Raw genomic sequence first — 23,780 nt, 5'->3', positions numbered from 1 at the left:
GTTGACTTAGCTTTACAAAACCGGTTAATGTTTTTGCTGGGGTTGGAGGTTATGTTCTCACTAACTACACGTGGGTCGGTTTTCTTTGCCGAAAATCTCAGCCGGAGAAAATAACTAGTGCAACAACTTAAAGAAGCCTTTTTATCGGTTAAACTACAGCCCCACATTTTCTCAATGATTTGGTGGTGTTGATTTTAATCGTTTTGTCAATCGTTGTTTATCTCAAAGTTAGTAAACAACCCGTTAACCGTGCGCCCGTTGGCGTAGCCCAAGTTGCCGAGCACTATGTTATGGCGTGGACAACCTTTACCGTGATGTAGCTGGAAATAAACTTGAGCGTCCAGCGCCCTACATTTTCACTTTGCTCACCTTTTTAGTTTTTGGCAACTTGATTTCGCTAGTCGGAGTGCCGGCTGTCTCAACTTCTTACAGCGTGACTTTGACTTTGGCGTTAGTTTCTTGGATGGGCGTTTACGTAGTCGGAATCGTTTACAAACGTTGACGGTTCTGACTTCGTTTTTTATCCAACCCGCTTGAGTTAATCGGACAGTTTGCTCCGCTAATTTCGCTCTCTTTTCGTCTGTTTGGTAACATCATCGGCGGATCAATCATTCTTTATCTGCTCTACTACATGACGGGGTGAATTTGGCAAATGATTCCCGTGGTTGGCGAGATCAATTTACTTGGAGCTTAATTGCGCCCGTTTTTCACGCCTACTTTGACATTTTCAGTGGAATTGTCCAAGCTTATGTTTTCACACTTTTAACGATGCTATACTGGTCATTAGAAACCGAATAAACTAATTCACTTAAAGGAAAGGAATTCACTATGGAAAAAGGACTAATTGCGATCGGAGCCGCTCTCGCGCTTTTGCCGGGAATCGGGGTCGGAATTTCGCAAGGCTACGCCGCTGGTAAGCTTGCGAAGCAGTCGGACGTAATCCTGAGGCACAGAGTAAAATTCGTACCACCATGATCGTTGGAATTGCGCTGACTGAAACAGCCGTGATTTACGGTCTTTTGATCGCGTTTTTACTTCTGTTTGCTTTCGGAGGTTAGGAAATTATGTGGCAGGCTGTAAACATTGACATCGCCGATAAACTGTTCCCCACTTGACCAACAGTGGTCGCAACTTTACTGGCGCTGTTAATTTTGCTTTTAGTTTTGACCAAACTGCTTTACAACCCTGTTTCGCCAAATGTACAGCAAACGTCGTCGCTACATTCAAGACAACATTGACGAGTCTGAAAAGCAACTGGAAAAGTCCCGTCAAAGCCAAGTTTTGGCCAACGAAGAACTTCTCCACGCTCGCAACGTGGCCCACGCTATTATTAGCGATGCTAAAAAAGAAGCGCAAAGGTTAAAACTTGCGACAATTGAAGAAGCGAAAGACCAGGCCGACTCTCTGCTGGAAAAGGCTAAAGTATCGATTGAAAAGGCTCGCGAAGAGTTTTACAGCGACGCCCAAAAAGCGGTTGTTGATTTAGCAATTGACGCTGCTAAAAAGGTGATCGGCAAGGAAATGGATTCTCCGACTAACCGTAAACTAGTGGAAGAATTCATTGGTAAAAAATAATGGATAGCACCCAAAGTATTGGTTATGCCTTGGCGCTTTCCAACTCGCTCAAAAAGCGCGCAAAACTGCTCTTTTAAAAAAGCAGGCCGCGGAGTTAGCGGAGGTATTTCGCACTTACCCAACTCTAGCGTCGGCGCTTGATTCTTACCAATTGAGCACGCGGCAAAAAACCCAGTTCATTGAAAAGGCTTTAACACGCAAATTTGACCGCTGACTAATCAACTTAATGCTCATTTTAGCCGAGCGGAAAAACGCCTACTTAGCGAGCAAAATTTTGTCTCACTTTGGCGAACTGGCTAGCCAAGCGCTCGGAGTGCAAAGCGGCGTGCTTTACTCGAGTGAAAATTAACTCCGCAGCAAATCACGCGAATTAGCCCAAAATTAGCCGCCAAATGAAAAAACCGTTGAACTAGTTAACAAAATTGACCAGGAGTTAATTGGCGGAGTTAAAGTCGTGATTGAAGACCAGGCGATTGACGATTCGATCAATGCCCGTTTAGAAGCGCTCCGTGAGCGTTTAACTTTGAAAGGAATTCTCCAAGATGGCAACTAGAGCATCGGACTTAGCGGCAATTCTTAGGCCGCAGATTGAAAAATTTACCCACCAAATTACACCTCAGGAAAAGCGGGTACTACTTAAAATCGGCGACGGATTGCAACGTCTCTGGTCTTGACAAAGTGATGCTCGGTGAACTGTTAAGTTTTGGCAAAAAATCTTTACGGATGGCTCTTAGTCTGGAAGAAGACGCGGTTGGTTTGTGTTGATGGACCAGCCCGTCACGTGAAAGAAGGCGACGTCGTTAAACGGACTAAACAAGTGATTTCGGGTCGGAGTGGGCGATGCTCTGCTCGGTCGGGTAGTTAACGCGCTAGGTGAGCCGATGACGAGCAAAAAGCTCTCAAAGGATTGGCCCGCCGGGAAATTTCCAAATCGCCCCCGAGTAATGACGCGCGAAGAAGTCAACCAACCGATTGAAACGGGCATTTTAGCAATCGATTCCATGATTCCGATTGGCAAAGGTCAACGCGAATTTAATTATTGGCGACCGTCAAAATGGTAAACCGCGGTGGCGATTGACACGATTATTAACCAGCGCGGCAAAGATGTTTACTGCGTTTATGTGGCGATTGGACAAAAAAGTTCCACGGTTGCTCAAATCGTGGGTAAGTTAAAACGTTACAAAGCGCTGGAGTACACGACTGTGGTTGACGCTAGTGCCAGCGAACAAGCTCCGCTGCAGTACATTGCTCCCTACACGGGGAGTTACGATTGCCGAAGCTTGGCGCGAAAAAGGCAAGGATGTTTTGATAGTTTACGATGATTTATCTTAAACACGCGTTGCTTACCGAACTTTGTCGCTTTTGTTGCGTCGCCCCTCCTGGTCGAGAAGCTTACCTGGCGACGATTTTTTACCTTCACTCCCAACTTTAGAACGAGCTGCTAAAATCAATCCGCAGCACGGCGCGTTCGATCACAGCTTTACCAATCATTGAACGCAAGCCGGCGACATTTCCGCTTACATTCCGACCAACGTCATTTCGATTACCGATGGACAAATTTTTATGCTGACAAGTCTTTTCAACCTCGGTCAACGCCCAGCTGTTGACGTAGGTTACTCGGTTTCGCGCGTTGGTTCAGCAGCTCAAATCAGGCGATTAAGCAAGTAACTGGTTCGCTTAAACTCGAGTTGGCTCAGTTATAACGAAATGGTTGATTTTGCCAGTTTGGCTCTGACCTTGACCAAAGTACTAAGCGGGTTTTGAGTCAGGGAAAAAAGTGCTCGAGCTTATGAAAACAACACCAGTACGCGCCGATTGACAAATTGACCAGGCGATTTTTGCTTTTAGCGGTCAAAGAAAAGTTAACCAATCCTTTGCCAGTTGAGCAAGTGAGTCAGTTTAAAGAGGAACTCTTACGTTACTTTGGCCGCGAATCAGTGGCTAAAAAACTGCGTTACCAACTAAGCCAGGCCAAAGCTTTTAAGCCCCGAGCTTTATGAGCAGGTTGCGCTGGGAAGTTTACCGCTTTGTCAAAACTTTCCTAAAAAACTATTTAAAAACTATGTCGCGGACGATTCACGATCCGCTGCCAAAAATAGAGGAGCCAACTTCGAAGACTAATGCCGTCACTCCAAGAAATAAAAAGTCGCATAAATAGTGTTGTTGCGATCAAAAAATTACTCGCGCTATGCAACTAGTCGCGACTTCTAAACTGCAAAAGTTACGTCGTCACTTTAGTGCTTCGGACCAGTTCTTGCCAGTTTGGAAGCAATTTTTTGACCGACTTTGCGCCACTTTGGCGGAGCCAAAAACGCTTTTTGGCGATAACCAGACGCGCCAGTTCTTTGGCTGGTGATTACTTCTGACTTAGGATTGAGCGGATCTTACAATGTCAACGTTTTAAAACTAGCTCAATCTCAGATCGGTCCCCAAGACCGCCTAATCGTGGTCGGAACTAAAGGAGTGCGTCACTTTGAGACAATTGGTCGCAGCGTTGACCTAGCGTTTAGCAACTTAGGCGAAAACATTTACTTACCGTTTAATAACCAAATCGTGGACCGAATCGGCGACTTTTGCTTGAGCAAAGCGTGAAGACTTAAGAATCGTCAGCACCAAGTACATCAACTCAATTTCGTTTGAGCCTTTAGTGTGGTCGCTGGCCGAGGCAACTAGGCGGGCTGAAACGAGTTTGCACGAGGAGCTAACTGAGTTTGAACCCAAAGACGTTAGCATCGTTCACCAAATGATGCCCTTTTTCATCGCGGTCTTGTTTTTGATAAAACTGGTGGAGTCCAAAGTATTCTGAGATGGCTTCTCGTCGGATTGCGATTGGAAAACGCAACTGATAACGCCGCCGAATTGATCGACACACTAACAGTTCGTTACAACCAAGCGCGCCAAGCGGCGATTACCCAAGAAATTAGCGAAATTGTGGCTGGCAGCCAAAACTAGCCCGAAAGGAAACATGCCAAAAAACTACGAACGATTACCCAAGTTTTGGGACCAATCATTGATGTCAGGTTTGCCGACCATAAATCCCGGCTTTTACTGAGCGCGCTGGAACTTGACACCAAAGGTGAGAAACAAGTTTTCGAAGCGCCCAACACATTGGTAACGACACAGCACGTTGCATCGCAATGGACTCAACGGTTTGGATAGTCCGCGGTCAAAAAGTTTTTGACACGGCGGACCAATTTCGGTGCCCGTTTGACCAAGCGTTTTGGTCGAATGTTTAACGTGCTCGGCGATCCGATTGACGAGAAGCCTTTTACCAAAAAAGCGCCCCGTGACTTTATTCACCGCAGCGCGCCAACTTACGCTCAACAAAGCACCGAGGCGCAAATTTTGGAAACGGGCATTAAAGTGATTGACTTATTGATGCCTTACGCTCGGGTGGAAAAATTGGTCTTTTTGGCGGAGCTGGCGTGGGTAAAACCGTGCTGGTTCAAGAGTTAATCAATAACATCGCTACTCAACACGGCGGACTTTCAGTTTTTGCTGGCGTAGGCGAAAGAACGCGGGAAGGTAATGACCTTTACCACGAAATGGCTCAGGCGGGCGTTTTGGATAAGACTGCGCTTGTCTTTGGTCAAATGAACGAACCACCCGGAGCTCGTATGCGGGTTGGTTTATCAGCTTTGACCATGGCGAATATTTCCGCGATAAACAAGGGCAAGACGTTTTGCTCTTTATCGACAACATTTTCCGCTTTACCCAAGCTGGTTCGGAAGTTCGGCTTTGCTTGGTCGCATGCCTTCGGCCGTGGGCTACCAACCGACTTTGGCCTCCGAAATGGGTCAACTCCAAGAGAGAATTACTACCACTCAAAAGGGTTCGATTACTTCGGTGCAAGCCGTTTATGTGCCAGCTGACGACTTAACTGACCCAGCTCCGCGACAACTTTTACTCACTTTGGACGCCAAAAACAGTTTTAGACCGGAACATTGCCGCGCTCGGGATTTACCCGGCCGTTGATCCGCTGGCTTCGGCTTCGCGGTTGCTTGACCCGGAAGTGGTCGGTGAAAAGCACTACCAAGTGGCCCAAGAAGTTAAAAACATTTTGCAGCGTTTCAAAGAACTGCAAGACATCATCGCGATCTTGGGAATGGATGAACTTTCAGAAGAAGACAAGAAAGTTGTTCAACGTGCTCGCCGAGTTCGGAACTTTTTGTCCCAACCGTTTTTCGTAGCCCAGAAATTTCGGGTATAGAAGGTAAGTTGTCAAAGTGGAACAAACGATCCGCGGTTTAGCGAAATTCTAGCCGGTCAACACGACAACTTACCCGAGAGCAGCTTTCTTTACGTTGGTACGATTGACGAAGCACTCGCTAAGGCAAAAAAAGAAAAGGAAGCTAACGCTTAGCGATGAAACAAATTCATCTGACAATCTTAACTCCTTACGGCGTTTTTTTTTTGACGACCCAGTTCCGATTTGTGACGCTCAAAACAACCCGGGGTTATATCGGTATCCAAGCGGGCCACACCCCGCTCGTAGCGGCCTTAGACATTGCTCAAGCTAGTATCGGAGAGGAAAAAAGTCGCTCCCACAAAGTCTTGGCACTGGTGGCGGTTTAATGCAAGTTGACGCCCAAGGCGTTAAAGTCGTTACTCCGGCTGCGAGTTTAAAGACGCGATTGACTTAAAAAGAGCCGAGTCAGCCCGAATTGACGCCGAGAGAAAAGGCTTCGCGAGGAGAGACTTTCAACTAGTCAGCAAATTCGTTATACATTTTAAGTTAGAGCGAGCATTAAACCGCATTAAAGTCGCTCGGGGAGATTAATGCCCTGGTTTGTCCAACTAACGATTTATTTGATCTCCTTGCTCGTTTCCTTCTTTGTTTTAGCTCAAGTTGAGTGGGCTAAAATCATCCGAGTTTCCCGCCGCGAACTAGCTTGACTAGTCTACGTTGTCTTTTCAATCGCCTTAGCCGGTTTAATCGGTTACCAAATTAAGACTTTGGTGGAAATTTTTTGCTTCCTTTTGGAAGTAGAGTTATTCAGCACTAAGAATAGTTAAAACCGTGCCGCTCCGCCGTGAGCAAGCGGTTTTTTAGTAGAATGTTGAATTATGGTGCAAAAATGACCGACTAAATTAACGCTCAAACTGTGGAAGAGGCACTGCAAACTTTTCGCCACACCATTTTGAAGGTGGAAGTGCCAATTGAAGTTAAGTTTGAGTTTGGAGTCGTGAGAAATTCTTGGTCAGGACAATGAGTACAATTTTCAAGGCAGCGCGTCAGTGACGAATTGACAGCGAGTACGGCGGCGGACCTGTCAGCGTTAGTACAACTTTTAACGTCGTGGATGGCGAGTTGGAAATTGATGTTGAGACGGTCGACTACGACCATGTTTTTGACTGGGAAGACATCGAGTTTGAAACAACGAGCGTTCGTTTTTTTATAACGACGATGACACCAACGAGCAATACCCCAACGATTGATGACGAAGATTACTCGCAAGAAGTTAGCGAGCAAGTTAACGAGGAAGTAAACGATCAACTTGAAGTTCAGCGCGCGGAGAAGAGGCGATTTTTAGGCAGTTTTTTTCCGAGCGATGCTCGTCAGTGGAAACGTTATTTCCTAGTTTTCTACCCGGTAATTCTCGGGGCGATGCTTTTTGCTTTGAACGGTTTTATTGACAACTTCATGGTCGGAAAGTTAAACGCAGTAGCAGCCATCTCGGCCGCTAACCAGTGGACTAACATAGTTAACGGAATTGTAATCGGCGTGGCCGCTGCGGGCGGAGTTGTCTCGGCTCAACTCTTTTACTCGCGTCGTTACCAAGCTTTTAAGCAAATGGCGCGTTTTTCGCTACGTGCTAACGACTGGCATGACTTTGGTAATTGCGATTTTAGCCTGAATCATTCCCACGAGCTTAACTCGCTTTTCTTGAAGCGCCCCGAGCATTTGGCCAGCGAAGAAGTTCAGTACGCGAAAAACTTAGCGATGGCTCGCGAGTACATTCAAATCACCGCTTTGCAGTGAATTCTTTTCTCGATCTCGGGCAACTTAGGTATTCAGCTCCGCGAGGTAGGCAAAGGACACGTGACAGTTTACTGAGGCGTGGGAACGCTTTCAATGAACATCACTCTCAACGCGATTTTAATTTACGGTTTTGACGTGGGCGTCAAAGGAGCGGCTTGAGCTTCGGTCGCGGCCCGGATGGTTGCGATTATCGTCGGTTTTACTTTCGTAGTCAAAACTAACTCCCAACTCCGGTTTGCCCCTTGGACTGTTTTTAGTTTTGACTGGCACACGACCAAATTGTTTTTTGCTCGCTTCGCTCTTTTCTTTGCTTACACCACGATGGTGGCCCTTGTTACGTTTCGCAGTATATTTTTACGACATGGGTTATCCCCAGGGATCGCTCGGGCAAGGGATTGGCGCCACGGCTGTGCTCGGACTGAGCAACGCGATTATGAATGTGTTTACGACAGCTTTTGCTGGCGTAGGCGTGATGGCGGCTAACTTGTCGGGTCAGAGCTTGGTAATGGTCGGATTGAATCGGCCAAAATTCACTCTAACCAGCTTAAAGGTTTTAACACTAGCATGTCGGTTGCTTTGTCAGTTTTAGTTGTGATTGTCGCTTCTTTTGCGCCGCTGATGACTTTTTTAGTCGACACACGTGACCCAAACGTTGACACAGGCGCCCAACTGATCGAAGTGCGTAACACTCTTTATGTCATCGCGCTTTTTTACCCGGTTTGAATTTGGTTTACACGACTTACCGAAACGGCGTGTCGGGCGGACGAACTTTCGTTTTTTCCTTGACCGACTGGCTATTTAACTTAGCGCAAATTGGTTGAGCTTGGATTGTAATGGGCCGCTTAAAGACGCTTGGCCCGCTTTAGGGTCGTTTTTGACTTGCTTACATCGTGTTTTTTACATCCGATATTTTCAAACTAATTGCCCAAGAAATTAACTACTACACGATTGATTGAGCCCAGGTGATTGACGCTGCTCACGTTGAGGCTGATAACGCGCTCCAAAGCGGTCACGACGTGATTGATAGCGAACCGCTTGATGTTTAAAAACTCGTTTATAATCTTTACACTTATGTACGACCACCAGCAGATGAGAAAAAGTGGCAAAAGTACTGGTCTGATCACGATGTTTTTGCAACGCCCGAATTAACTAATAAGCGTCGCAAATATTACGTTTTAGACATGTTTCCTTACCCTTCGGGCAAGGGTTTACACGTTGGTCACTTAGAAGGCTACACCGCCAGCGACATCGTGGCTCGCTTTAAACGTCTCAAAGGATTCGATGTTTTACACCCGATTGGTTGGGACGCTTTTGGTCTGCCAGCCGAGCAGTTCGCCATTCAAACGGGACAATTACCGCAACGCTTTACGCCTCAAAACATTGCCAACTTTCGTCGTCAACTGCAAATGCTCGGTTTTTCTTACGATTACGCCAAAGAAGTCGACACTACCGATCCGAATTTTTACGCTCAAACGCAGGCGATTTCAGCGCTCTTTATCGGCGGATTAGCCGAAATGCGCGACGTAGAGGTCAATTGGAGCCCCGATTTAGGCACTGTTTTAGCTAACGAAGAGGTTTTGCAAACGACTGATGGAAAACTGGTTTCTGAGCGCGGAAATTTTCCGGTCGTGAAAAACCAATGCGCCAGTGAGTGTTAAAAATCACCGCTTACGCCGACAAACTTTTTCAAGAATTGGATCAAGTTGACTGACCAGTTCGTTAATCAACTTACAACGCAACTGAATTAAAAACCCCGACGGATCGCTCCATTTACGCGACTGAGTTTTTCGCGCCAACGCTATTGGGGTGAGCCGTTTCCGATTTTTGCACGGTCCTCAGGGAGAAATTAAACTTGACCCCAATTTGCCCGTCACTTTACCAGTTCTTGACCAAATTAAATCCGGAGGTCAAGGCGAGTCTCCCTAGCTAACGCCGATCCGAGTTGGCTGTGAGTTGACCTAGAAGGAAAAAAGTGACGCCGAGAAACTAACACGATGCCCCAGTGAGCTGGCTCTTCATGTACTACCTAGCTTACATTTTGAAAAAGCGGACCGGCGGATATTTAGCGCTTGATTCGCCTGAGGCCCAAAAAGCACTCAAACACTGGTTGCCGGTTGACCTTTACATCGGCGGGCAAGAACACGCCGTTTTGCACCTTCTTTACGCTCGTTTTTGACACAAAGTACTTTATGACCTTAAACTAGTCCCGACTAAGGAGCCCTTTCTTAAAGTGGTTAACCAGGGGATGATTGGGTCCCGACGGACTGAAGATGTCTAAGTCACGTGGCAACGTGGTTAGTCCCGACCAAATCGTTTTAACTTACGGAGCCGACGCACTAAGACTTACGAAATGTTTAGTGGTCCTCTTGAGGAAACTAAAACTTGGTCCACGCGCTCGCTCAAGCGATGCGTAAGTGACTTGACCGAGTTTGAAACGCAGTTCGCAAAACCGCCCTAGGCAGTTCCCAAATTACTAGCCAATACCATCTCATGCTCAAACAAGTGGGTCAACTGGTCGAGCAACTTAAATTCAACGTAGCAGTTTCCAAACTTATGGTTTTTGTCACGCCTTGATCGCTAATCTCAAAGCAAGTCTAGAAGAGCTGAAAGATTTGCGTCGTTTTGTCGCTCTTTGCACCTCATTTGGCCGAGGAAATTTTGGCTTATTTAAAAGAAAAAACCGCTCCATGAACAAACTTGACCTAGTTTTGACCAGCGCAAAATCGTGACTGAACCGACTACTTAGCCGTCCAAGTTAATGGCAAATTACGAGCTACTTTGGAATAGATGATCCTCAGACCAGCGCTAAAATAGTTCGTCAAAAGGCTGAGTCTTTGCCGCTGTCAGTCGCTATTTAAAAGACGTCCAAGTTCTCAAGGTGGTCTACGTAGCGGGCAAAATTATTAATTTTGTGCTTAGGTCCGCTCCAAAGACAGTTAATTAGCGAGTGTTATAATCAAAAATGTACCTAATTTTTTCCGATGCCGACCACACTATTTATGACAAAGGTCCGGCCAGTTTAAGTCGCGAGAACCAAAGCAAAATCACCAAGCTCAATCCACGGCGCCGAAGTTTGTGGTTGTGACTGGTAATGGTTACTTCAAGATGATTAAAGGACTAGCGCTTGAACTTAGTCTGCGCTACGTAATTAGTTCGACTGGAGCTTACATTTACGACCGTCAGCTAGAGAAACCGCTTTTGCTAAGACGTTAGAACCGCAAGTCGTCAAAAGTGTTTACGAGCATCTTTCTGACCAAGAATTTACTTTTGCGCCTGAACTGAGCACGATTTTTTCATGAGTTCTGAGCTGGCAGAAAGACTTGATGCTCAGCACGAAATACGTCTCCAAATGATCGGTGATTTAAAAGTTTCGCCTTTTGATCCAACTCGTCCCGGACTTTTAAACTTACTGCTGATCAGTCGCGCTGATAAATTAGTCAAAGCCCAAGAGGTAGTTAGTGAGCTCAAGTTAAACTGAATTCTAGTTGACGACCACACTGTCGCGATTTTGCCACCCCAAATTTCCAAAGGTTTTGCCGTCAAGTGATTAGCTAAACACCTCGGAGTTAGTTTGGAAAAAGTCATGACGATTGGCGATTCGGCTAACGACATTTCAATGCTGGAACTACCAGTCTACTCTTACGCGGTAGCTAACGCGGATCAGAAGACTAAAAAAGCCGCTCGTTTTCACGCTGCTGCGGTTGACCAGAACGGTTTAGCCGCGCAATTGACGACTTTTTTGACCGGCAAAAAGTTAATTTATTGCCGCCCGAAAGTTAAATATGACTCGACTTAAACCGACCGATACGTTGCTAAATATTTGCTCAACACTCAAGCGATTGCCGGCGGTTTTTTACCCAAAAGCTCAACTACTTTGCAATTTTTTCAGTGGGACGATAACGTTGTCTTAGCAGGCATGAGTCAAGTGTTAGAGTTTTTTGAAAAAAACACCGCTACACACCGCTACCAAATTCGCTACTTACCCGACGGCAAACTGCTCAAAGCGCGCCAAGTGGTTTTAGAGCTTGTGGGACTTACCACGAGTTGGGTATTATGAGGGCGTTATTGACGGGATTTTATCGCGCTGCTCTTCTCTGCGACTAACGCGCGCCGCTGCGTCAAGGCAGCCCAAGGTAAAGAGTTAATTTTCATGGTGACCGAGCCGATCTTTACCTAAACCAACTTTATGATGCGCAGCATCTATTTGGGCGGCATTAGAAAGCAAGTCACCGAGCACAGCGCTAGGTCATGGTGCTCAAGTTGTCGGCACAGTCCCCCATGCTTTAATTCAAATGTTTGGCGGTGATTCAATCAAGGCTTGGAAGCATTTAAACTCGTTTTTCCTGACCAGCCTTTGGTAGCCTTGGTTGACTTTCATAACGACGTCATTAACGAGTCGCTCAAAGTTTGGCAGCGTTTTGGCAAAAGAGCTTTTTGGGGTTCGCGTTGACGGCGCGCAATTTAGTGGACGCGCTTTTTAAAGACACTGCCCAGCGCGGTGTCACGCCGCTTTTGATTAAAGACTTGCGCCGCGAGTTAGACCGCGTTGGTGCTCAAAAGTAAAAATCATCGTTTCATCTGGTTTTTCGGCTGAGCGCATTGCTGAGTTTGAAAAACAAAAAACCCGGTTGATGTTTACGGGAGTTGGCGCAGCTTTGATGAAAGTAGAAGTTCTTTTTTCGGCTGATGCGGTTAAGCACAATAGTAAACTGATCGCTAAAGTTGGACGCGGCTACCAAAAAAGTCCCCGGTCTGAAAAAGTTGGCTAGTTTTAATTAACGCGCGACTTGCCAACTAGTTAGGTGTTTTCTCTCTTGAACGACTTTGAACTAGTTGGACAATTTTTGAATTTCCGCGTTTATTGCGTCACCAATTCGACTCCAAATGCGGTGAATTTTTCATCCGCAAGAGTCTAGTAAGCTTGCCTGTGAATATCTCTTTCGCGGCCGTTTGAGAACTGTGGTAAAACTTCCCATCGCACTCAATTCCCAGTATATATTTGGTCTGGTCATGATTTTTAATCGCTAAATCAATTCGGTACCCGCAATCCCGACTGAGTTTCAACTTTAAAATCTAGAGCACCAAGTTCGTCATAAACTTGCTCCTTCAAAATCGCTTCGAAAGTTGGTGCTTGATCTTCTTTTGGAACGTCGTTTAAGGAATGCAGAATCGCTTGGCTTGCTCATGGTTGCCAGCTGAAATCGCTTCGGCGTATTCTAAGTAATTTTTAAGAAGTTTAGGGCCCCGGTTTTTTAAATCTTCAACTCGTAGTTCCGACGACTAAGGGAGGTCACGATGTAAATTTTTACTTTAGCTCGGGTGATCGCCACGTTCAATCTGTTTTCTCCGCCCTCTTGGTTTAGTCAACCAAAATTACGAATTACGCGACCGCTTTCGTTTTTAGCGTAAGCAAAGGAAAAAATGATCGTATCTCTTTCGTCGCCTGACATTTTCGATATTTTAATGAAGATGCCGATGTCTTCCCCTTCAGCGCTTTGCGCTCTAACCTTTTTTGTAGCGCGTAGCAAACTTAGGATTTTTACCGCATTCTTCATCGATGAGTCAAGAATTAAATCCCGTTGGGCGCTGTTAAACGTAATGACACAATTGTTTCTTGGTTTTGCCGAGTTTTCTAAAAATTGCTTGAGCAGTCTCAAGACTTGGACTGCTCCCGGTGGTTTGTGCGTTTAAATCAAATTCCGTTTGAAACCTTAATTACTTCAATTGGAGGGGTAAGTGTTTTTAAAATTAGGAGAAACACGAAGACGTCCACGGTAAAAAGCGTAGTTAGAAAAAAGCGATTAATTCTTCGTACTTGGAACGATAATGGTAGTCCAACATAGTTTGGTGGTACTTAGCGCGAGCAAGGTCGAGCAAACTCTCTTCTTCAAGCGCTGCCCCTTGTCCGAATTGATCTTCGTCATCAGTTTCTTCATCGTAATCAATTCTGCCATACCTAAACTGGAAGACGGGTTGCTTGTTGTCGCCGGCAATAACTACTTTTTGACCTCGTAAGATGGTTGGGATCGCTTTTTCAACGTAAATTTGCGATCCTTCGTCAAAAACGACTAAGTCAACACATGCTTTTTTCCAAAGGTAAAATTTCAGACACAACTTCTGGCGTCATTAGTCAAAACTTTAACTCCTCTAAAAAGTTCCAAATGAAACTTGTTAATGAATTTATGCAAACTCGGTTTTCTTTTGCCGTTGACGTTTCTGGCCAATTCCCCGAATCGTTTAGAACTAGAGATAAATTCTTGGCAGGCAGTTTGTAGATGCGATTTTAATTTTTGTTTGGTAAGTTTTCTTTTTTTACCGATGTTTCGGAAATCATTGCCACGATTTCTTTAAATTGAGCTACGTTGGCCTAGTAGTTGCCGGTTTTCTTTTTCAAAATCCTCAATTTTATTAATTGCCAAAACTCAAAGACGCTTTTAGCTAAAATGGGTTAATTCTGCGTCAGAATTTTCAGAGAGTTTTGCAGACTGTTTGGCAAAAAACTTTTTGTTCTTTGTCCAGTGCAGCGTCTACTTCTTTGACTTTCAAAAAGTCAAAGTAATTTTTTACTCCATCTAATTTCTCTGGGTTTTTAAAAAATAATTTTTTGGGTTGGTAACTTAGGAAAAATTTGGCCAGCAGTTTTTTAAGCGCGGACTTTCTCTTCCTTCTTTTTAAATATCCGTTTAATTCATGCTGACTGCAAGTAACTGCGCTGGTCAAGGCAAGTTTTTCGCTTTTTCGGTTAATTGATTGAACTGGTACTTAGATAAATTTGGTAACACGGTTTTTAGTCAAGGACTAGTTGCGTTTAATTTGGAAAATAATTGGAAATTTTGAGCAATTGACCGTTAACACATTTTTGTAAATCTTTTAGCAACTAAATAACTTCAGTTAAAGCATTGTTCCGGAATAGTTTCGAACATAAGGGCGTGGTTATGTGTTTCATCTTTAAACTGGTTGCTAACGTTTTCTCGGTAAATTTGATACATCGGCGCATCTTCATTGGGCTAGCAAACAATTTTTCAGCAATTTGGTCTAGTTTGGCGCTTTCTTCTTCGATTGAGCCGGCTAAATCCATTAGTTGCTGGTCAAAGTAGTCTGGGATTGATCGACTTGAAATTAGTTGGTCCATTTGCCGGTAAAAGCCATCTTTATCTTTGGGGTCGCTAAGAAAAAGAGCGTACTTTGATAGTTCTCCGAGTCTAGAATAGATCACTTCTAGAGCTGCTTTTTCTGGGAGACCATCAAAACATTTTTATCTTTGCTCACAAAATCAGCAATCAAAACTGGTGATCATCTGTGATTTGCCTGTTCCGGGCGTCCCTGGACTACTAACTTATCTTTTTGGGAGATTTGTAAGATCGCGTTCTCCTGGGAACTATTGAGATCATTAATGTAATAAAATTCCGACTCTTTAAAAACGTTTTTTTCTCATCGTCTTTTTCTTCGCGCGCAGAAACCTCGTCGCCGTATAAATCAATTTGCTCGTCGTAGCCAGATAAAAGTTCGTTAATCAATGAGGTTAACTCACCTTGGTCAACAATTTTCTTAAAATCCTTTTGAATAGCAGTTGAGTACAAAAGAAAATTTTCCGAGTACGATGTTGTTTTGCAAATAAACTCACCATTTAGAAAGCGCGGGAAAGTGTCACTTTTATACTCAACAAATTTTGAGTTTTTTAAGTTATGACCGCCAGCTTTAGCCGGTCAAGTTGGCTGGCCTGGGAAAAGGTTCTGTATCCGAAATGCCATGACTACTCGCGACTAGATCTCCAGCGTAAACGGCAGTAAGTCATCTTTAAATTTAGTTGGGCCTACTTCTTTGTTTTCCGCGTTAGATGCTTCTTGAAGTAAGTCGGTGTTTTTGTCAACATCAGTCTCCGGGGAGTAGTTGTGGGGCTTTTGGACTTTAAAGTCAAGTTCTTTTTTGGTCAGTAATTTTAGTTGGTTCTCGTTAGTCTCTTCTGTCCATTCATCTTGACTAATTGCGATACCGTTTTGAGCGTAAAACTTGAGCACTTCATTTTTAAAAGTCGCGGGATTAATTTCCTCAATTGTCGGATCGGGCATTTCCCGATTTATTCTGCTGTATTTGCTCTCCAACAAGATTAGGTTGTTGTTGTAGAGAATTTCTCTAGTGGTGCTAACTTTAATAGCGAATGAGTAAGTTGTTTAACAATTTCAACCGGAAACAGAACGAGCGGAGCTCGCACACTAAAATTGTCGCCTGCGATTTTACCAATTACAAACGGATAAGCAACGTAAAGTTCGTACTGACCACTTTCACGGAAATCTTTGGCAACTTCACGTAGTAACGATACAAGTCGCTTATACTTTTGCTCCTCGGTTCGAATTAGTTTGCCAGGGTTGAAATTGCAAATTTCAAACTGTTGACTTTTTTTTCTGGGAAATTAAAAAAATCAATCAACTCCGTGTTTTTAGTTTCATCATCGCTGTGCAAGTCCATTCCAAATTTAGCGAGTAATTTGCCAGTGTAAAGAAGGCGTTTCGTTTGTTGATAATTAACCAATCGATCTTGCAATTATCCAGCGTTTTTTTTGTTTTTTCATTGATCGGTGCAAGATCCACTTTGGCGTTGTGATAAAGTTTCAAAACTTCCATAAATCGATCACCGTATTTATCTACAACGATGAACCAAGTCCCTCAACACCAAGCATGTCTTCTTTGCGATGGGGTGCCAAATTTGCCAATTCTTCTAGCGCTTTATCGCTGCAAACAACCGCGGCTCGACCATAAGCGCTGGATTGAATTTAATTTTTTTTCGCGAACTCCCAGAGGTATTCGTAAAGTTTATTTTTATCCACAGTGTGCTTCCCTTGTTTTTCAATTAATTCAAATGTTGTTCGTAGAAAATATACAAACTTAGTGATTAAGATTTAGTTGACAATTGACCTAAGTACACGGCAACATTTCAAAAATCATGTCCCTTTTACACATTAGCACAAACTATTGACTTAGGTGATTTTTTTTCATTTGGCTAACGATTCGAAAGCAAAATCCTTTTTACCCCGATCAAACCGTTAGTTATTCTTAAAAGTTCCAACTTTTAGCCAACTTACCCAACTTTGGTTGGGAGGAAAATTGAAATTAGCAAACTTTAAACCTTTATCAAGTTGTGAACTAGACCAAGTTTCAGGCGGTTGAGGATGGGTAGCCGTCGCTTGCCGTTAATTTTTGGTTCGATTCACCAAGTGATCGCCGCTATTCACGCTTCAAATTCAAGCGTTGGCAGTTTTAAAGACGGAAAACAAGAAATTAAGTGGGATAACCGCGAAACGTCTAAATCCGCGAGTCAGACTTACCGAGTGGTTTACTATGCCTATTAAGCATTTACCTCACCAACTTCGTCCGCGCGAAAAGTGTTTGCGCTTAGGAGCTGAAAATTTAAGCGACATAGAACTATTGGCGATTTTTTTACGTTCAGGCCACCACCAACAAGATGTGATTGATCTAGCTAAGAAAATTTGGCAAAGATTTGGAACCTACACCACTTGGCGTCTTTAGGAATAACCGATTGACACCAAATTCACGGAATTGGATTAGTTAAGGCGATTGAACTCAAGGCGCTTTTTGAACTAAGTCGGCGGATTGGTAAAACGACTGATGGGCAGCGAATCGAGAACGATTATCAAGCAGCAAACTTTGCCCGCTGAAAAATCGCAACAAAAAACCAGGAAAGTTCCTGGTTGTTTTGCTAGACCAGAAAAACGTCGTTCTTTACTGGGAGACGATCTACAAAGGAACCAACTCTTTTGTTTCAATTGAACCGGCCAAAATTATTGGCACGTTCTCTCTTTTCAAGCGCGCCGTTTTTACTGCTTCCATAACCATCCGTCAGGAAAAAACTAATCCTTCTCCAGCCGACCGAATGATTACTTCTAAAATTGTTCAGTGCGCCAAAATATTTGGCATTCAACTACTCGGTCACATTGTTGTTTGTGCCGACGGATCTTATGAAAAAATCTGTAACGGTAGTTACGAGCGTTAGCCACGATCATGATAGATCCGACTAAAATAAAGATTGCGTTTAATGATCCGAGAATTCCGCTGACTAGACCAGTTGAGGTGTTGACGATGTTAACTATCGCTGAAATCAAACTAAGGGCCGAAAGCACAATCCAGACGATCGCCCAAATTTAAGCGTGTTAGGATTCTTAACAATCATCAGCGGTAACACGTAAAGTAGCAAAAACAGAATGTTAGCTGCATAACACCCCAGAAAAAGCCCATCGCGTTTTGACCTACTTCACTGTTGTTAGACGCCATCACAATACCAGTTATGATGGCTGCTATCGTTATTAAAACACCAATCCAGACCAAAAGTCTTCCTATAAAAAAGTTGGGCTGACCTGTGTTAGTCTCATAAGTTTCTCTCATTCTTCTTATCTCTCCGTTTCATCTTTTTGATAGATTTTTGGCAAATCTAACGCTAAAATTATAATCGTTTTAAGGGTGAACTTTTACCTGGCTAGTCAAAAAAAAGTGGCTCCGGACACTTAATTAAACCGATTTTTTAACGGGGTAATTTAAATTGCTCCACCTTATTGAGAGACTGACAACCTCCTTGTATAATGAGAGTGTAAATAGATATATTACGAAAAATTGAAAAGTTGAGTGGATTGGCCAGTTTGTTAAACCGAGAGTTTGTGTAGAGCTGTTTTCTGACAAACACTTTTGGCGAACAAAATTGGATTAAACGATCCTTGAATTAAGGAGAAAACATGCTTCTAAAAATGTCGTTACTACTAAACAGCGCGATCGCGGCTGCGTCACCGACGACGCTTGCGAGCACCGCAACCCAAGAGGCCAACAAACAAAATGAAATTGGGTGGAGAAAATGTTTTAAAAAGCGAACCACAAAATGCGTGGATTTAAACGGATGAGTTAAGTTTTTGAGAGGATAACATCCAACCAACGTGGTTTGATCTTTTGGGCATCTACGCAAAGTTCACTATAACTAGCGCGGGAATTAAAAGGATGTATGAAACGCTCAAAAAGGAACCGGAACTGCTTTGATGTTAACTTTAGCAGCTAGAATGTGAATTTCCTTCCCGATGGCTGGTTACTTATTATAAAACGCTCCCCTTTGAAAAGATTTAGACCAAGGGCGAGGAATTAGTTTGAATTTGTATTTAGCATTAAAAACTAACTATTGAGTTTTATAAAGTTTAACCAACTACATCAGCGCTTCACATTTAGGGCGAAGCGCTTTTTTTAGGCGGCTATAAGGTTAAAATTGCGAAAAATTCTTGGATCGATTTTTGCGCTTGATTGGCTTTGACAATAATCAAATTGAAACCAACCAAAATTAAGACCGCATTAGCTAGGCCAAGTACGGTTGAGAGAGGACCGAACATCCTTAAGTTAAGAGGCAAAAAAACTAAACCAAGAACTGCCAAAACTAGTCACACGATTGCCCAAACTCTCATAACATTAGTTCTTTTGACAAGAAAGAGAGGTAAGGCGTAAAGAAGGTTGCCAAGGGCTGAGTAAATGCTCGTTGCGATCACAAAAACTATCGCGGTTTGCTTGCCCCATGTTATAATTCAGAAACAAAACTGGTTGGTGAAATGAGGGCCAGTAGAGTTGTGAAAAGCGACACCACAACCGCTACCCAAATAAGTATTTTGCCGGGCAAAAAATTGGGTGCTTGAACAGCGTTTGGCTGGGGTTGACTAATTTCTGCATGCTGCGCGTCAGTCTCGTAAGTCGGTTTTATTTAGATTTCTCCGTTTCAATTTTTCAAATGATTTTAAGCAAAGTTAGACTTTGACATTATAGACCAACTTGGTTTAGCAAGTTTGGGGTGTTTTTCCAAAAGATTAAACTAACAGTCAATCTTCAAATTTGTCGCACCTAGCGCGCCCAGATTTATAAAGTATAATTCGCTTATGGCTAACCCGCTCGTAGAACGTTGGCAAAATGCCTTGGTCCAAGACCCCTTGTACAAACGTGATTTAAACCATTTAATTCGGAAAGATTTGAGCGTTCGTTTTCAAGAACCACTCGTTTTTGGCACCGCTGGCATGCGCGGACTAATGGGTTTTGGCCCGACCGAATTAACGAATTAACTATCGCAGCGGCCAGTCAAGCTTACGCCCAGTACTTACGCACTTTGCAGCTAAAGTGCTCAAACAAGGCGTGATCATCGGACACGATAACCGCGCTAATTCGGACTTTTTTGCTAAAGTGACTTACGACGTTTTAAGGGCTCACCAAATTAAAGCATTTTTGTTTGAAGCAAACGAACTCCAACCTTCGCCATTAGTTTCTTACACGGTCCGTAAATTATCTTTGGCTGGCGGGATTGTGATTACGGCAGTCACAATCCTAAGCAGTACAACGGGTTTAAAGTTTACGACCATCTGGGTGGTCAACTTACGGGCGAGGCTGCTAAAAAAGTTCAAGCCAACATGGTTCAAGTTGATCCGCTTCAAGTGAAGCGAAAAGTTGGTGGCTATGCCTACGTTAGTCAAGACATCGTGGAAAGTTACATCCAAGCACTTTTACAACTGCGGCAAAGACCCGATGATTCGAAAGTTTTAAAAGTCATCTTTTCACCGCTTCACGGAACGGGCGGAAAAAATTGGCGATGAGTTGCTCAAACGGATGAACATTGAAACATCTCAACGTTAGTCAGCAAATGGTGCCAGACCCAGATTTTCGCACTCTTAAGTCGCCTAATCCCGAGGACGGTCACGCTTTCGCGCGCTCGGTTTCGCTGGCCCGCACTCAGAAAGCGACTTTAGTTGTGACTGATCCTGACGCTGACCGATTAGGCGTAGTCGTCAAATATAAACACCGTTTTAAAATATTTGAACGGAAACCAAGTCGCCGCTCTTTACTTAGATTACTTAATTAACCAACTTAAGCAGAGCGGTCAATTGCCCAAACGCGGTTACATCATTAAGACGACTGTTTCGGGTGAGTTATCGGCCCAAATTGCCCGCCGCGCGGACTAAAAGTTTACCAGACTCACGTTGGTTTTAAAAACATCGCCGAAAAAATTGAGGCGCTAGACAAGACTAACCAGCAGTTTGTTTTTGCTTACGAAGAGTCGTACGGCTTTTTGCTCAATCCAAACATTAGCCGCGACAAAGACGCGCTCCAAGCTTTAGTTGGAGTGGTTGAGATGGCTAATTATTACAAAACGCAGGGCACTAACCTTTACGATCGCTTGCTTGAACTTTTTAAAATGCACGGCATTCACCGTTCGATTGTCATGTCAAAAGTACTGACACCAAGTGCCCAAGCCAAACTGTTTACTAGGCTCAAAAAAGTTCGCAAAATTGCCGGTCAAAAAGTGGTTGAAAGCGTTGATTATAACGTTGTCGGCATCCACTACCTAACCAAAACATGCTCAAAATTACTTTGTCTAACGGGACTTGGTTTGCCATCCGACCTTCGGGCACCGAGCCGAAAGTGAAGATTTACATTCAAACAATTGGTACAACCGAGCAAGAATTAGTTGACATTGTCACAACCGAAAAAACGATTAGCAACTTGATTGAAGATAACATCGAGTCGCCCATCCAACTAAAATTAAAATTAGTTCGATAATTCGCTACGGACTTTTTACTGCCATTATCGCCGCGCTTTTAGTGGTTGTCTTTCTTTACGTTTATAAGGGCGCTCGGAACCGGACCGTTTTTGACGTGGCTCACTTAGTTTTTAGTTCACAAATGCGAATTGTTTGGTTTAGTTTGGTCGTTTGAATGACTTTCACCCTCGTGTTAGAAGCTTGGGTTCGGAAAAGGATGCTGACTCTTCAAAACGAAAAAGTCAAGTTTCACCACTTAATCATCGCTTCTTTCATGGGTCTAATGATTACTTTTGTAACGCCATTTTCGATCGGCGTGTGATGCGATCGGCTACTGGTACTTACGCCGCAAAGGAGTGCGGCGTGGTCCGCTTTTATCTTCCATTATTTCTTCGCTTGTCATTTACCAAGCGGGGATTGTTTTGCAAACAGCGGTTCTGCTGCCGATCGGTTACCCAATTTACCGCGACTTTCTTTCGACTAATCAAACTGGTTCCCGAGCGACTTTAATTTGGTTTTTGGTCGGTCTTTCGTGAAACTTATTCGCTACGATTATGATTTTCTTACTCAGTCTCCACGTGCGTTTTCAACACTGAATAGTTGAGAAAACGATTTCATTTTTAGAGTGGCTGCCCTTTGTAAAAATTTACGACCCCGGTATTTGAGCCGCCCGGGTTCAATTTGAATTTGCCGAAATGCGCCAAGGCATGCGGTCGCTGTGAGCTAAATGGTGAATCGTTTTTGAAATCATTTTTTACACGTTTTTACCGGTCTTTTTCCAACCTCACGCTTTAGTGCTTTCTCTGGGCGGATTTGTTCGCACGGACTTATCGCGCGGGACTTACTGATCCCAAATCGTTACTTTTGACATTATTAAAACGGCCAACTCGCTCTCGATTACTCCGGGCGGAAGCGGAACTGGTGAATGGTTAAACATTACCGTTAACAAATACCTTTACCAAGATTCGGAATTTTTACACGAAAACAACTTAACACCCGAATCGCTCGCTTCGGGAATCGATCTAAACTGGAAACTTCTTTGAGTTTGACCTTCCCTAATTATGTCGGCGCTCTTGGTCTTTAACATTAGTGTTGGTGAGCGTCGCGTTAGACGTTACTCACTGATTAACAAAAACTTGCGTTTGGCTGGCAAAAAACGCGGACGTTCCACGCGCGTTTATTACTACACTGCGTTGCCGTGGATTTTAATTTTGACGATTTGAATTTTGCTGATTTTTTTCTACCCGAACTAAACTAAGTCGCCCGCTCTTTTTGACTAGGTGTCAATCGCTATCTAAGACAAATTTTTGAGCGTGGGTTTTGCTGAGGCAAAACTGGGTAATGTTATCTAACTTTTGGGAACTAACTTTAATCGGCGAAGCATTTTGGTAAATTAGTTTCCAAACCAGCGCGGCTTGAAAAGTTTGCCGCTCTAAAAATGCGATCCGGAAACCAGTTTTTTGCCAGTGTTTGAATAGTCGTGCCACTTTACGGTTTTTCTTAACTAGGATCTGGTTACTCAAACAAAACCAGCGATAGTAAGCTTGCTTTTGTTTGGTTGGTAATTCGGCTAGTTTAACTCGAATTCGGTTGCGAGCAAAACGGGGATCATCGTTAGTTAAATCGCTTGCAAATTCAAGACCGCGTTTAGTTAGGTAAACTCGAATTTGGTCTTTTCAGTAGCGGTGTAGAAAAGGTCTTTTGACACGCATGCCTTGGATTTGGTGGTCTTTTCGCATTCCGAAGTAATCGGGCTGGCGCTTAGTTTTCTGGTGTCAAAGAGCCGTTTCTAAAAAGTCATCTTTGTGGTGAGCCGTTAAAAGCATTTTGGCTTGGTAACGCTGGTAAATTTTTTGGAAAAAGTCGTAACGAATTTGCCGAGCTTTGGCTTGAAGATTGCCCGTGCCATTAATTTTTTTTGCTCGCAAAACATGGCACTCAATTTGGTAGCGCCGGCAGTAAGATTCGACCAAAGACTGGTCGGCATCGCTAGTTTTTCTCAGTTGGTAGTTGACGTGAGCCACGACCACTTTTTGGCGTCGGTACTTATGAAGCAAGAAAATTGAGTCGGGTCCGCCACTAATTGCCAAAACTTTCATGCCTTGAATTATAGCCTGGTTAGTTAAAGCGGTTCATGGTGCTTTCTAGCCCCTCTTCAACTAGCGACTCCACCATTTGGAGCAAACGTTTTTTTGACTGTTTAAAACTGCGATTTGACTAGTGCTAAAAGAACTTAGGACGTAAGTTTCTAAGTTGCCTTGCACCGGTCCGATCCGATTCTAAGTCGCATGAAATTATCTTGACCAAGTTGCTCGATGACGCTTTTAATTCCGTTATGCCCGCCGCTTGAGCCGCCTTGCCGCAGTTTCATTACGCCCGTGGGTAAAGCCGCTTCGTCGTAAATAATTAAAATTTGGGTCGTTTCAATTTGAAAGTAGCGCGCGAGTTGGCTGACAAAGTGACCCGACAAATTCATGTACGTGCTTGGTCGCGCCAAAATTACTTGCCCCGACTTACCAAAACTGCCTTGGAACTTGCTCTGGTTGAGCTCTATGTTCCAGAGTTTACTCAAGGCGTCAATCGCTTTAAAACCAATGTTGTGGCGGGTATTCGCGTACTTTGCACCCGGGTTACCAAGACCGACAATCAAAATCATCTATGA

General features: G+C 43.8%; 33 protein-coding genes and 7 pseudogenes. 33 read left to right on the top strand and 7 right to left on the bottom strand.

Going from position 1 to position 23,780, the window contains the following annotated elements; genetic code table 4:
• Positions 1–185 precede the first annotated feature (185 nt).
• The 22 genes and pseudogenes from CSH31_RS04855 (at position 186) to CSH31_RS04320 (ending at position 12,327) form a co-directional block, all read left to right on the top strand.
• Positions 186–320: a hypothetical protein gene (locus CSH31_RS04855; RefSeq protein WP_345775153.1), complete on the top strand. Its 135-nt coding sequence runs from the start codon at positions 186–188 to the stop codon at positions 318–320.
• Complete coding sequence (locus tag CSH31_RS01070) at positions 296–694, top strand: F0F1 ATP synthase subunit A (protein WP_128008525.1); 399 nt, start codon at positions 296–298, stop codon at positions 692–694. Before CSH31_RS04855 ends, CSH31_RS01070 begins: the two co-directional genes overlap by 25 nt.
• 134 nt (positions 695–828) lie before the next feature.
• Positions 829–1,058: pseudogene (atpE, locus tag CSH31_RS01060) on the top strand (ATP synthase F0 subunit C).
• Positions 1,059–1,197: 139 nt separating this feature from the next.
• On the top strand, positions 1,198–1,575 hold the full coding sequence (locus CSH31_RS01055; protein WP_128008524.1) for an ATP synthase F0 subunit B: 378 nt from the start codon (positions 1,198–1,200) through the stop codon (positions 1,573–1,575).
• A gap of 22 nt (positions 1,576–1,597) precedes the next feature.
• A pseudogene (gene atpH / locus CSH31_RS04585) lies at positions 1,598–2,128 on the top strand (ATP synthase F1 subunit delta).
• 211 nt (positions 2,129–2,339) lie between these two features.
• Positions 2,340–2,636: a hypothetical protein gene (locus CSH31_RS04580; RefSeq protein WP_236630683.1), complete on the top strand. Its 297-nt coding sequence runs from the start codon at positions 2,340–2,342 to the stop codon at positions 2,634–2,636.
• Positions 2,637–2,642: 6 nt separating this feature from the next.
• The gene (locus tag CSH31_RS04850; RefSeq protein ID WP_345775152.1) at positions 2,643–3,020 is read left to right on the top strand and encodes a hypothetical protein; all 378 of its coding nucleotides are present in this window, start codon (positions 2,643–2,645) and stop codon (positions 3,018–3,020) included.
• A complete protein-coding gene (locus CSH31_RS04845; RefSeq protein WP_345775151.1) occupies positions 2,938–3,243 on the top strand; it encodes a hypothetical protein in 306 nt (101 codons plus the stop codon). Before CSH31_RS04850 ends, CSH31_RS04845 begins: the two co-directional genes overlap by 83 nt.
• Positions 3,244–3,302: 59 nt before the next feature.
• Positions 3,303–3,620: pseudogene (locus CSH31_RS04570) on the top strand (hypothetical protein); the annotation flags it as partial.
• Positions 3,621–3,927: 307 nt separating this feature from the next.
• Entirely contained in the window at positions 3,928–4,248 is a 321-nt protein-coding gene (locus tag CSH31_RS01030) for a hypothetical protein (RefSeq protein ID WP_345775150.1), read from the top strand.
• 122 nt (positions 4,249–4,370) lie between these two features.
• A pseudogene (locus tag CSH31_RS01025) lies at positions 4,371–4,527 on the top strand (F0F1 ATP synthase subunit gamma); the annotation flags it as partial.
• Between the two features lie 33 nt (positions 4,528–4,560).
• Positions 4,561–5,938 (top strand): annotated as a pseudogene (atpD, locus tag CSH31_RS01020) (F0F1 ATP synthase subunit beta).
• 2 nt (positions 5,939–5,940) lie between these two features.
• Positions 5,941–6,150: a hypothetical protein gene (locus CSH31_RS01015; protein WP_128008518.1), complete on the top strand. Its 210-nt coding sequence runs from the start codon at positions 5,941–5,943 to the stop codon at positions 6,148–6,150.
• A gap of 204 nt (positions 6,151–6,354) precedes the next feature.
• Positions 6,355–6,591, top strand: a complete 237-nt coding sequence (locus tag CSH31_RS01010; protein WP_128008517.1) for a hypothetical protein — start codon at positions 6,355–6,357, stop codon at positions 6,589–6,591.
• 193 nt (positions 6,592–6,784) lie between these two features.
• Positions 6,785–8,041 (top strand): MATE family efflux transporter, encoded by a 1,257-nt coding sequence (locus CSH31_RS01005; RefSeq protein ID WP_128008516.1) that lies wholly within the window; start codon positions 6,785–6,787, stop codon positions 8,039–8,041.
• 81 nt (positions 8,042–8,122) lie between these two features.
• Positions 8,123–8,365 carry a hypothetical protein gene (locus tag CSH31_RS01000; protein WP_128008515.1) on the top strand — a complete coding sequence of 81 codons (243 nt, stop codon included), beginning with the start codon at positions 8,123–8,125 and terminating at the stop codon, positions 8,363–8,365.
• 83 nt (positions 8,366–8,448) lie between these two features.
• Positions 8,449–8,604 (top strand): hypothetical protein, encoded by a 156-nt coding sequence (locus CSH31_RS04330; RefSeq protein WP_161565631.1) that lies wholly within the window; start codon positions 8,449–8,451, stop codon positions 8,602–8,604.
• Between the two features lie 45 nt (positions 8,605–8,649).
• Positions 8,650–9,991 (top strand): annotated as a pseudogene (locus CSH31_RS04840) (class I tRNA ligase family protein); the annotation flags it as partial.
• 862 nt (positions 9,992–10,853) lie between these two features.
• Positions 10,854–11,354, top strand: coding sequence for an HAD-IIB family hydrolase (locus CSH31_RS00970; RefSeq protein WP_128008510.1), 501 nt, complete (start codon positions 10,854–10,856; stop codon positions 11,352–11,354).
• Positions 11,355–11,378: 24 nt separating this feature from the next.
• Positions 11,379–11,735: a hypothetical protein gene (locus CSH31_RS00965; protein ID WP_128008509.1), complete on the top strand. Its 357-nt coding sequence runs from the start codon at positions 11,379–11,381 to the stop codon at positions 11,733–11,735.
• Positions 11,736–11,876: 141 nt separating this feature from the next.
• Complete coding sequence (locus CSH31_RS04325; RefSeq protein WP_161565629.1) at positions 11,877–12,023, top strand: hypothetical protein; 147 nt, start codon at positions 11,877–11,879, stop codon at positions 12,021–12,023.
• 166 nt (positions 12,024–12,189) lie between these two features.
• A complete protein-coding gene (locus CSH31_RS04320) occupies positions 12,190–12,327 on the top strand; it encodes a hypothetical protein (RefSeq protein ID WP_161565628.1) in 138 nt (45 codons plus the stop codon).
• Between the two features lie 483 nt (positions 12,328–12,810).
• Here the strand turns inward: CSH31_RS04320 and CSH31_RS00960 are convergent, their stop codons facing one another.
• From CSH31_RS00960 to CSH31_RS00940, 5 genes are all read right to left on the bottom strand, one after another.
• The gene (locus tag CSH31_RS00960; protein ID WP_201736470.1) at positions 12,811–13,215 is read right to left on the bottom strand and encodes an AAA domain-containing protein; all 405 of its coding nucleotides are present in this window, start codon (positions 13,213–13,215) and stop codon (positions 12,811–12,813) included.
• 130 nt (positions 13,216–13,345) lie between these two features.
• Positions 13,346–13,672, bottom strand: coding sequence for an ATP-binding protein (locus CSH31_RS00955; RefSeq protein ID WP_128008507.1), 327 nt, complete (start codon positions 13,670–13,672; stop codon positions 13,346–13,348).
• 763 nt (positions 13,673–14,435) lie between these two features.
• Positions 14,436–14,774, bottom strand: coding sequence for a hypothetical protein (locus tag CSH31_RS00950; RefSeq protein ID WP_128008506.1), 339 nt, complete (start codon positions 14,772–14,774; stop codon positions 14,436–14,438).
• Positions 14,775–14,889: 115 nt separating this feature from the next.
• On the bottom strand, positions 14,890–15,309 hold the full coding sequence (locus tag CSH31_RS00945; RefSeq protein WP_128008505.1) for a hypothetical protein: 420 nt from the start codon (positions 15,307–15,309) through the stop codon (positions 14,890–14,892).
• Positions 15,310–15,321: 12 nt separating this feature from the next.
• On the bottom strand, positions 15,322–15,627 hold the full coding sequence (locus CSH31_RS00940; RefSeq protein WP_161565627.1) for a hypothetical protein: 306 nt from the start codon (positions 15,625–15,627) through the stop codon (positions 15,322–15,324).
• A 1,097-nt stretch (positions 15,628–16,724) separates the two neighbouring features.
• On the opposite strand from CSH31_RS00940, the gene CSH31_RS00920 reads away from it, so the two are divergent.
• The 11 genes and pseudogenes from CSH31_RS00920 to CSH31_RS00870 all read left to right on the top strand — a co-directional run bounded on the left by CSH31_RS00920 (position 16,725) and on the right by CSH31_RS00870 (position 22,371).
• Positions 16,725–16,904 (top strand): hypothetical protein, encoded by a 180-nt coding sequence (locus CSH31_RS00920; RefSeq protein ID WP_128008503.1) that lies wholly within the window; start codon positions 16,725–16,727, stop codon positions 16,902–16,904.
• Positions 16,894–17,082 carry a UPF0758 domain-containing protein gene (locus tag CSH31_RS00915; protein WP_128008502.1) on the top strand — a complete coding sequence of 63 codons (189 nt, stop codon included), beginning with the start codon at positions 16,894–16,896 and terminating at the stop codon, positions 17,080–17,082. The genes CSH31_RS00920 and CSH31_RS00915 overlap by 11 nt, the downstream gene beginning before the upstream one ends.
• Positions 17,070–17,276, top strand: a complete 207-nt coding sequence (locus CSH31_RS00910) for a hypothetical protein (protein WP_128008501.1) — start codon at positions 17,070–17,072, stop codon at positions 17,274–17,276. The genes CSH31_RS00915 and CSH31_RS00910 overlap by 13 nt, the downstream gene beginning before the upstream one ends.
• Positions 17,270–17,566 (top strand): JAB domain-containing protein, encoded by a 297-nt coding sequence (locus CSH31_RS00905; RefSeq protein WP_161565625.1) that lies wholly within the window; start codon positions 17,270–17,272, stop codon positions 17,564–17,566. Before CSH31_RS00910 ends, CSH31_RS00905 begins: the two co-directional genes overlap by 7 nt.
• A gap of 8 nt (positions 17,567–17,574) precedes the next feature.
• Positions 17,575–17,718, top strand: coding sequence for a hypothetical protein (locus tag CSH31_RS04315; RefSeq protein WP_161565624.1), 144 nt, complete (start codon positions 17,575–17,577; stop codon positions 17,716–17,718).
• Between the two features lie 1,751 nt (positions 17,719–19,469).
• Entirely contained in the window at positions 19,470–19,649 is a 180-nt protein-coding gene (locus CSH31_RS00900; RefSeq protein WP_128008499.1) for a hypothetical protein, read from the top strand.
• A gap of 55 nt (positions 19,650–19,704) precedes the next feature.
• Positions 19,705–20,124 (top strand): hypothetical protein, encoded by a 420-nt coding sequence (locus tag CSH31_RS00895; RefSeq protein WP_128008498.1) that lies wholly within the window; start codon positions 19,705–19,707, stop codon positions 20,122–20,124.
• 269 nt (positions 20,125–20,393) lie between these two features.
• The gene (locus CSH31_RS04310; RefSeq protein WP_161565622.1) at positions 20,394–20,540 is read left to right on the top strand and encodes a hypothetical protein; all 147 of its coding nucleotides are present in this window, start codon (positions 20,394–20,396) and stop codon (positions 20,538–20,540) included.
• Positions 20,510–20,701: pseudogene (locus CSH31_RS04835) on the top strand (phospho-sugar mutase); the annotation flags it as partial. The gene CSH31_RS04310 and the pseudogene CSH31_RS04835, both read left to right, overlap by 31 nt.
• Before the next feature lie 233 nt (positions 20,702–20,934).
• A complete protein-coding gene (locus CSH31_RS00875) occupies positions 20,935–21,138 on the top strand; it encodes a hypothetical protein (RefSeq protein ID WP_128008495.1) in 204 nt (67 codons plus the stop codon).
• 336 nt (positions 21,139–21,474) lie between these two features.
• Entirely contained in the window at positions 21,475–22,371 is an 897-nt protein-coding gene (locus CSH31_RS00870) for a hypothetical protein (RefSeq protein ID WP_128008494.1), read from the top strand.
• Here the strand turns inward: CSH31_RS00870 and tilS are convergent.
• Both tilS and pth read right to left on the bottom strand, forming a co-directional pair.
• Positions 22,324–23,217: a tRNA lysidine(34) synthetase TilS gene (tilS, locus tag CSH31_RS00865; RefSeq protein ID WP_128008493.1), complete on the bottom strand. Its 894-nt coding sequence runs from the start codon at positions 23,215–23,217 to the stop codon at positions 22,324–22,326. The two genes, CSH31_RS00870 and tilS, sit on opposite strands and share 48 nt — an antisense overlap.
• A gap of 149 nt (positions 23,218–23,366) precedes the next feature.
• Positions 23,367–23,774: an aminoacyl-tRNA hydrolase gene (gene pth / locus CSH31_RS00860; RefSeq protein WP_128008492.1), complete on the bottom strand. Its 408-nt coding sequence runs from the start codon at positions 23,772–23,774 to the stop codon at positions 23,367–23,369.
• Positions 23,775–23,780 lie beyond the last annotated feature (6 nt).

The sequence above is a fragment of the Mycoplasma sp. ATU-Cv-508 genome, from assembly GCF_004011945.1.
Taxonomy (GTDB): Bacteria; Bacillota_I; Bacilli_A; order Mycoplasmatales; family Metamycoplasmataceae; genus RYZV01.
This window is presented reverse-complemented; position numbering and strand designations above follow the sequence as displayed.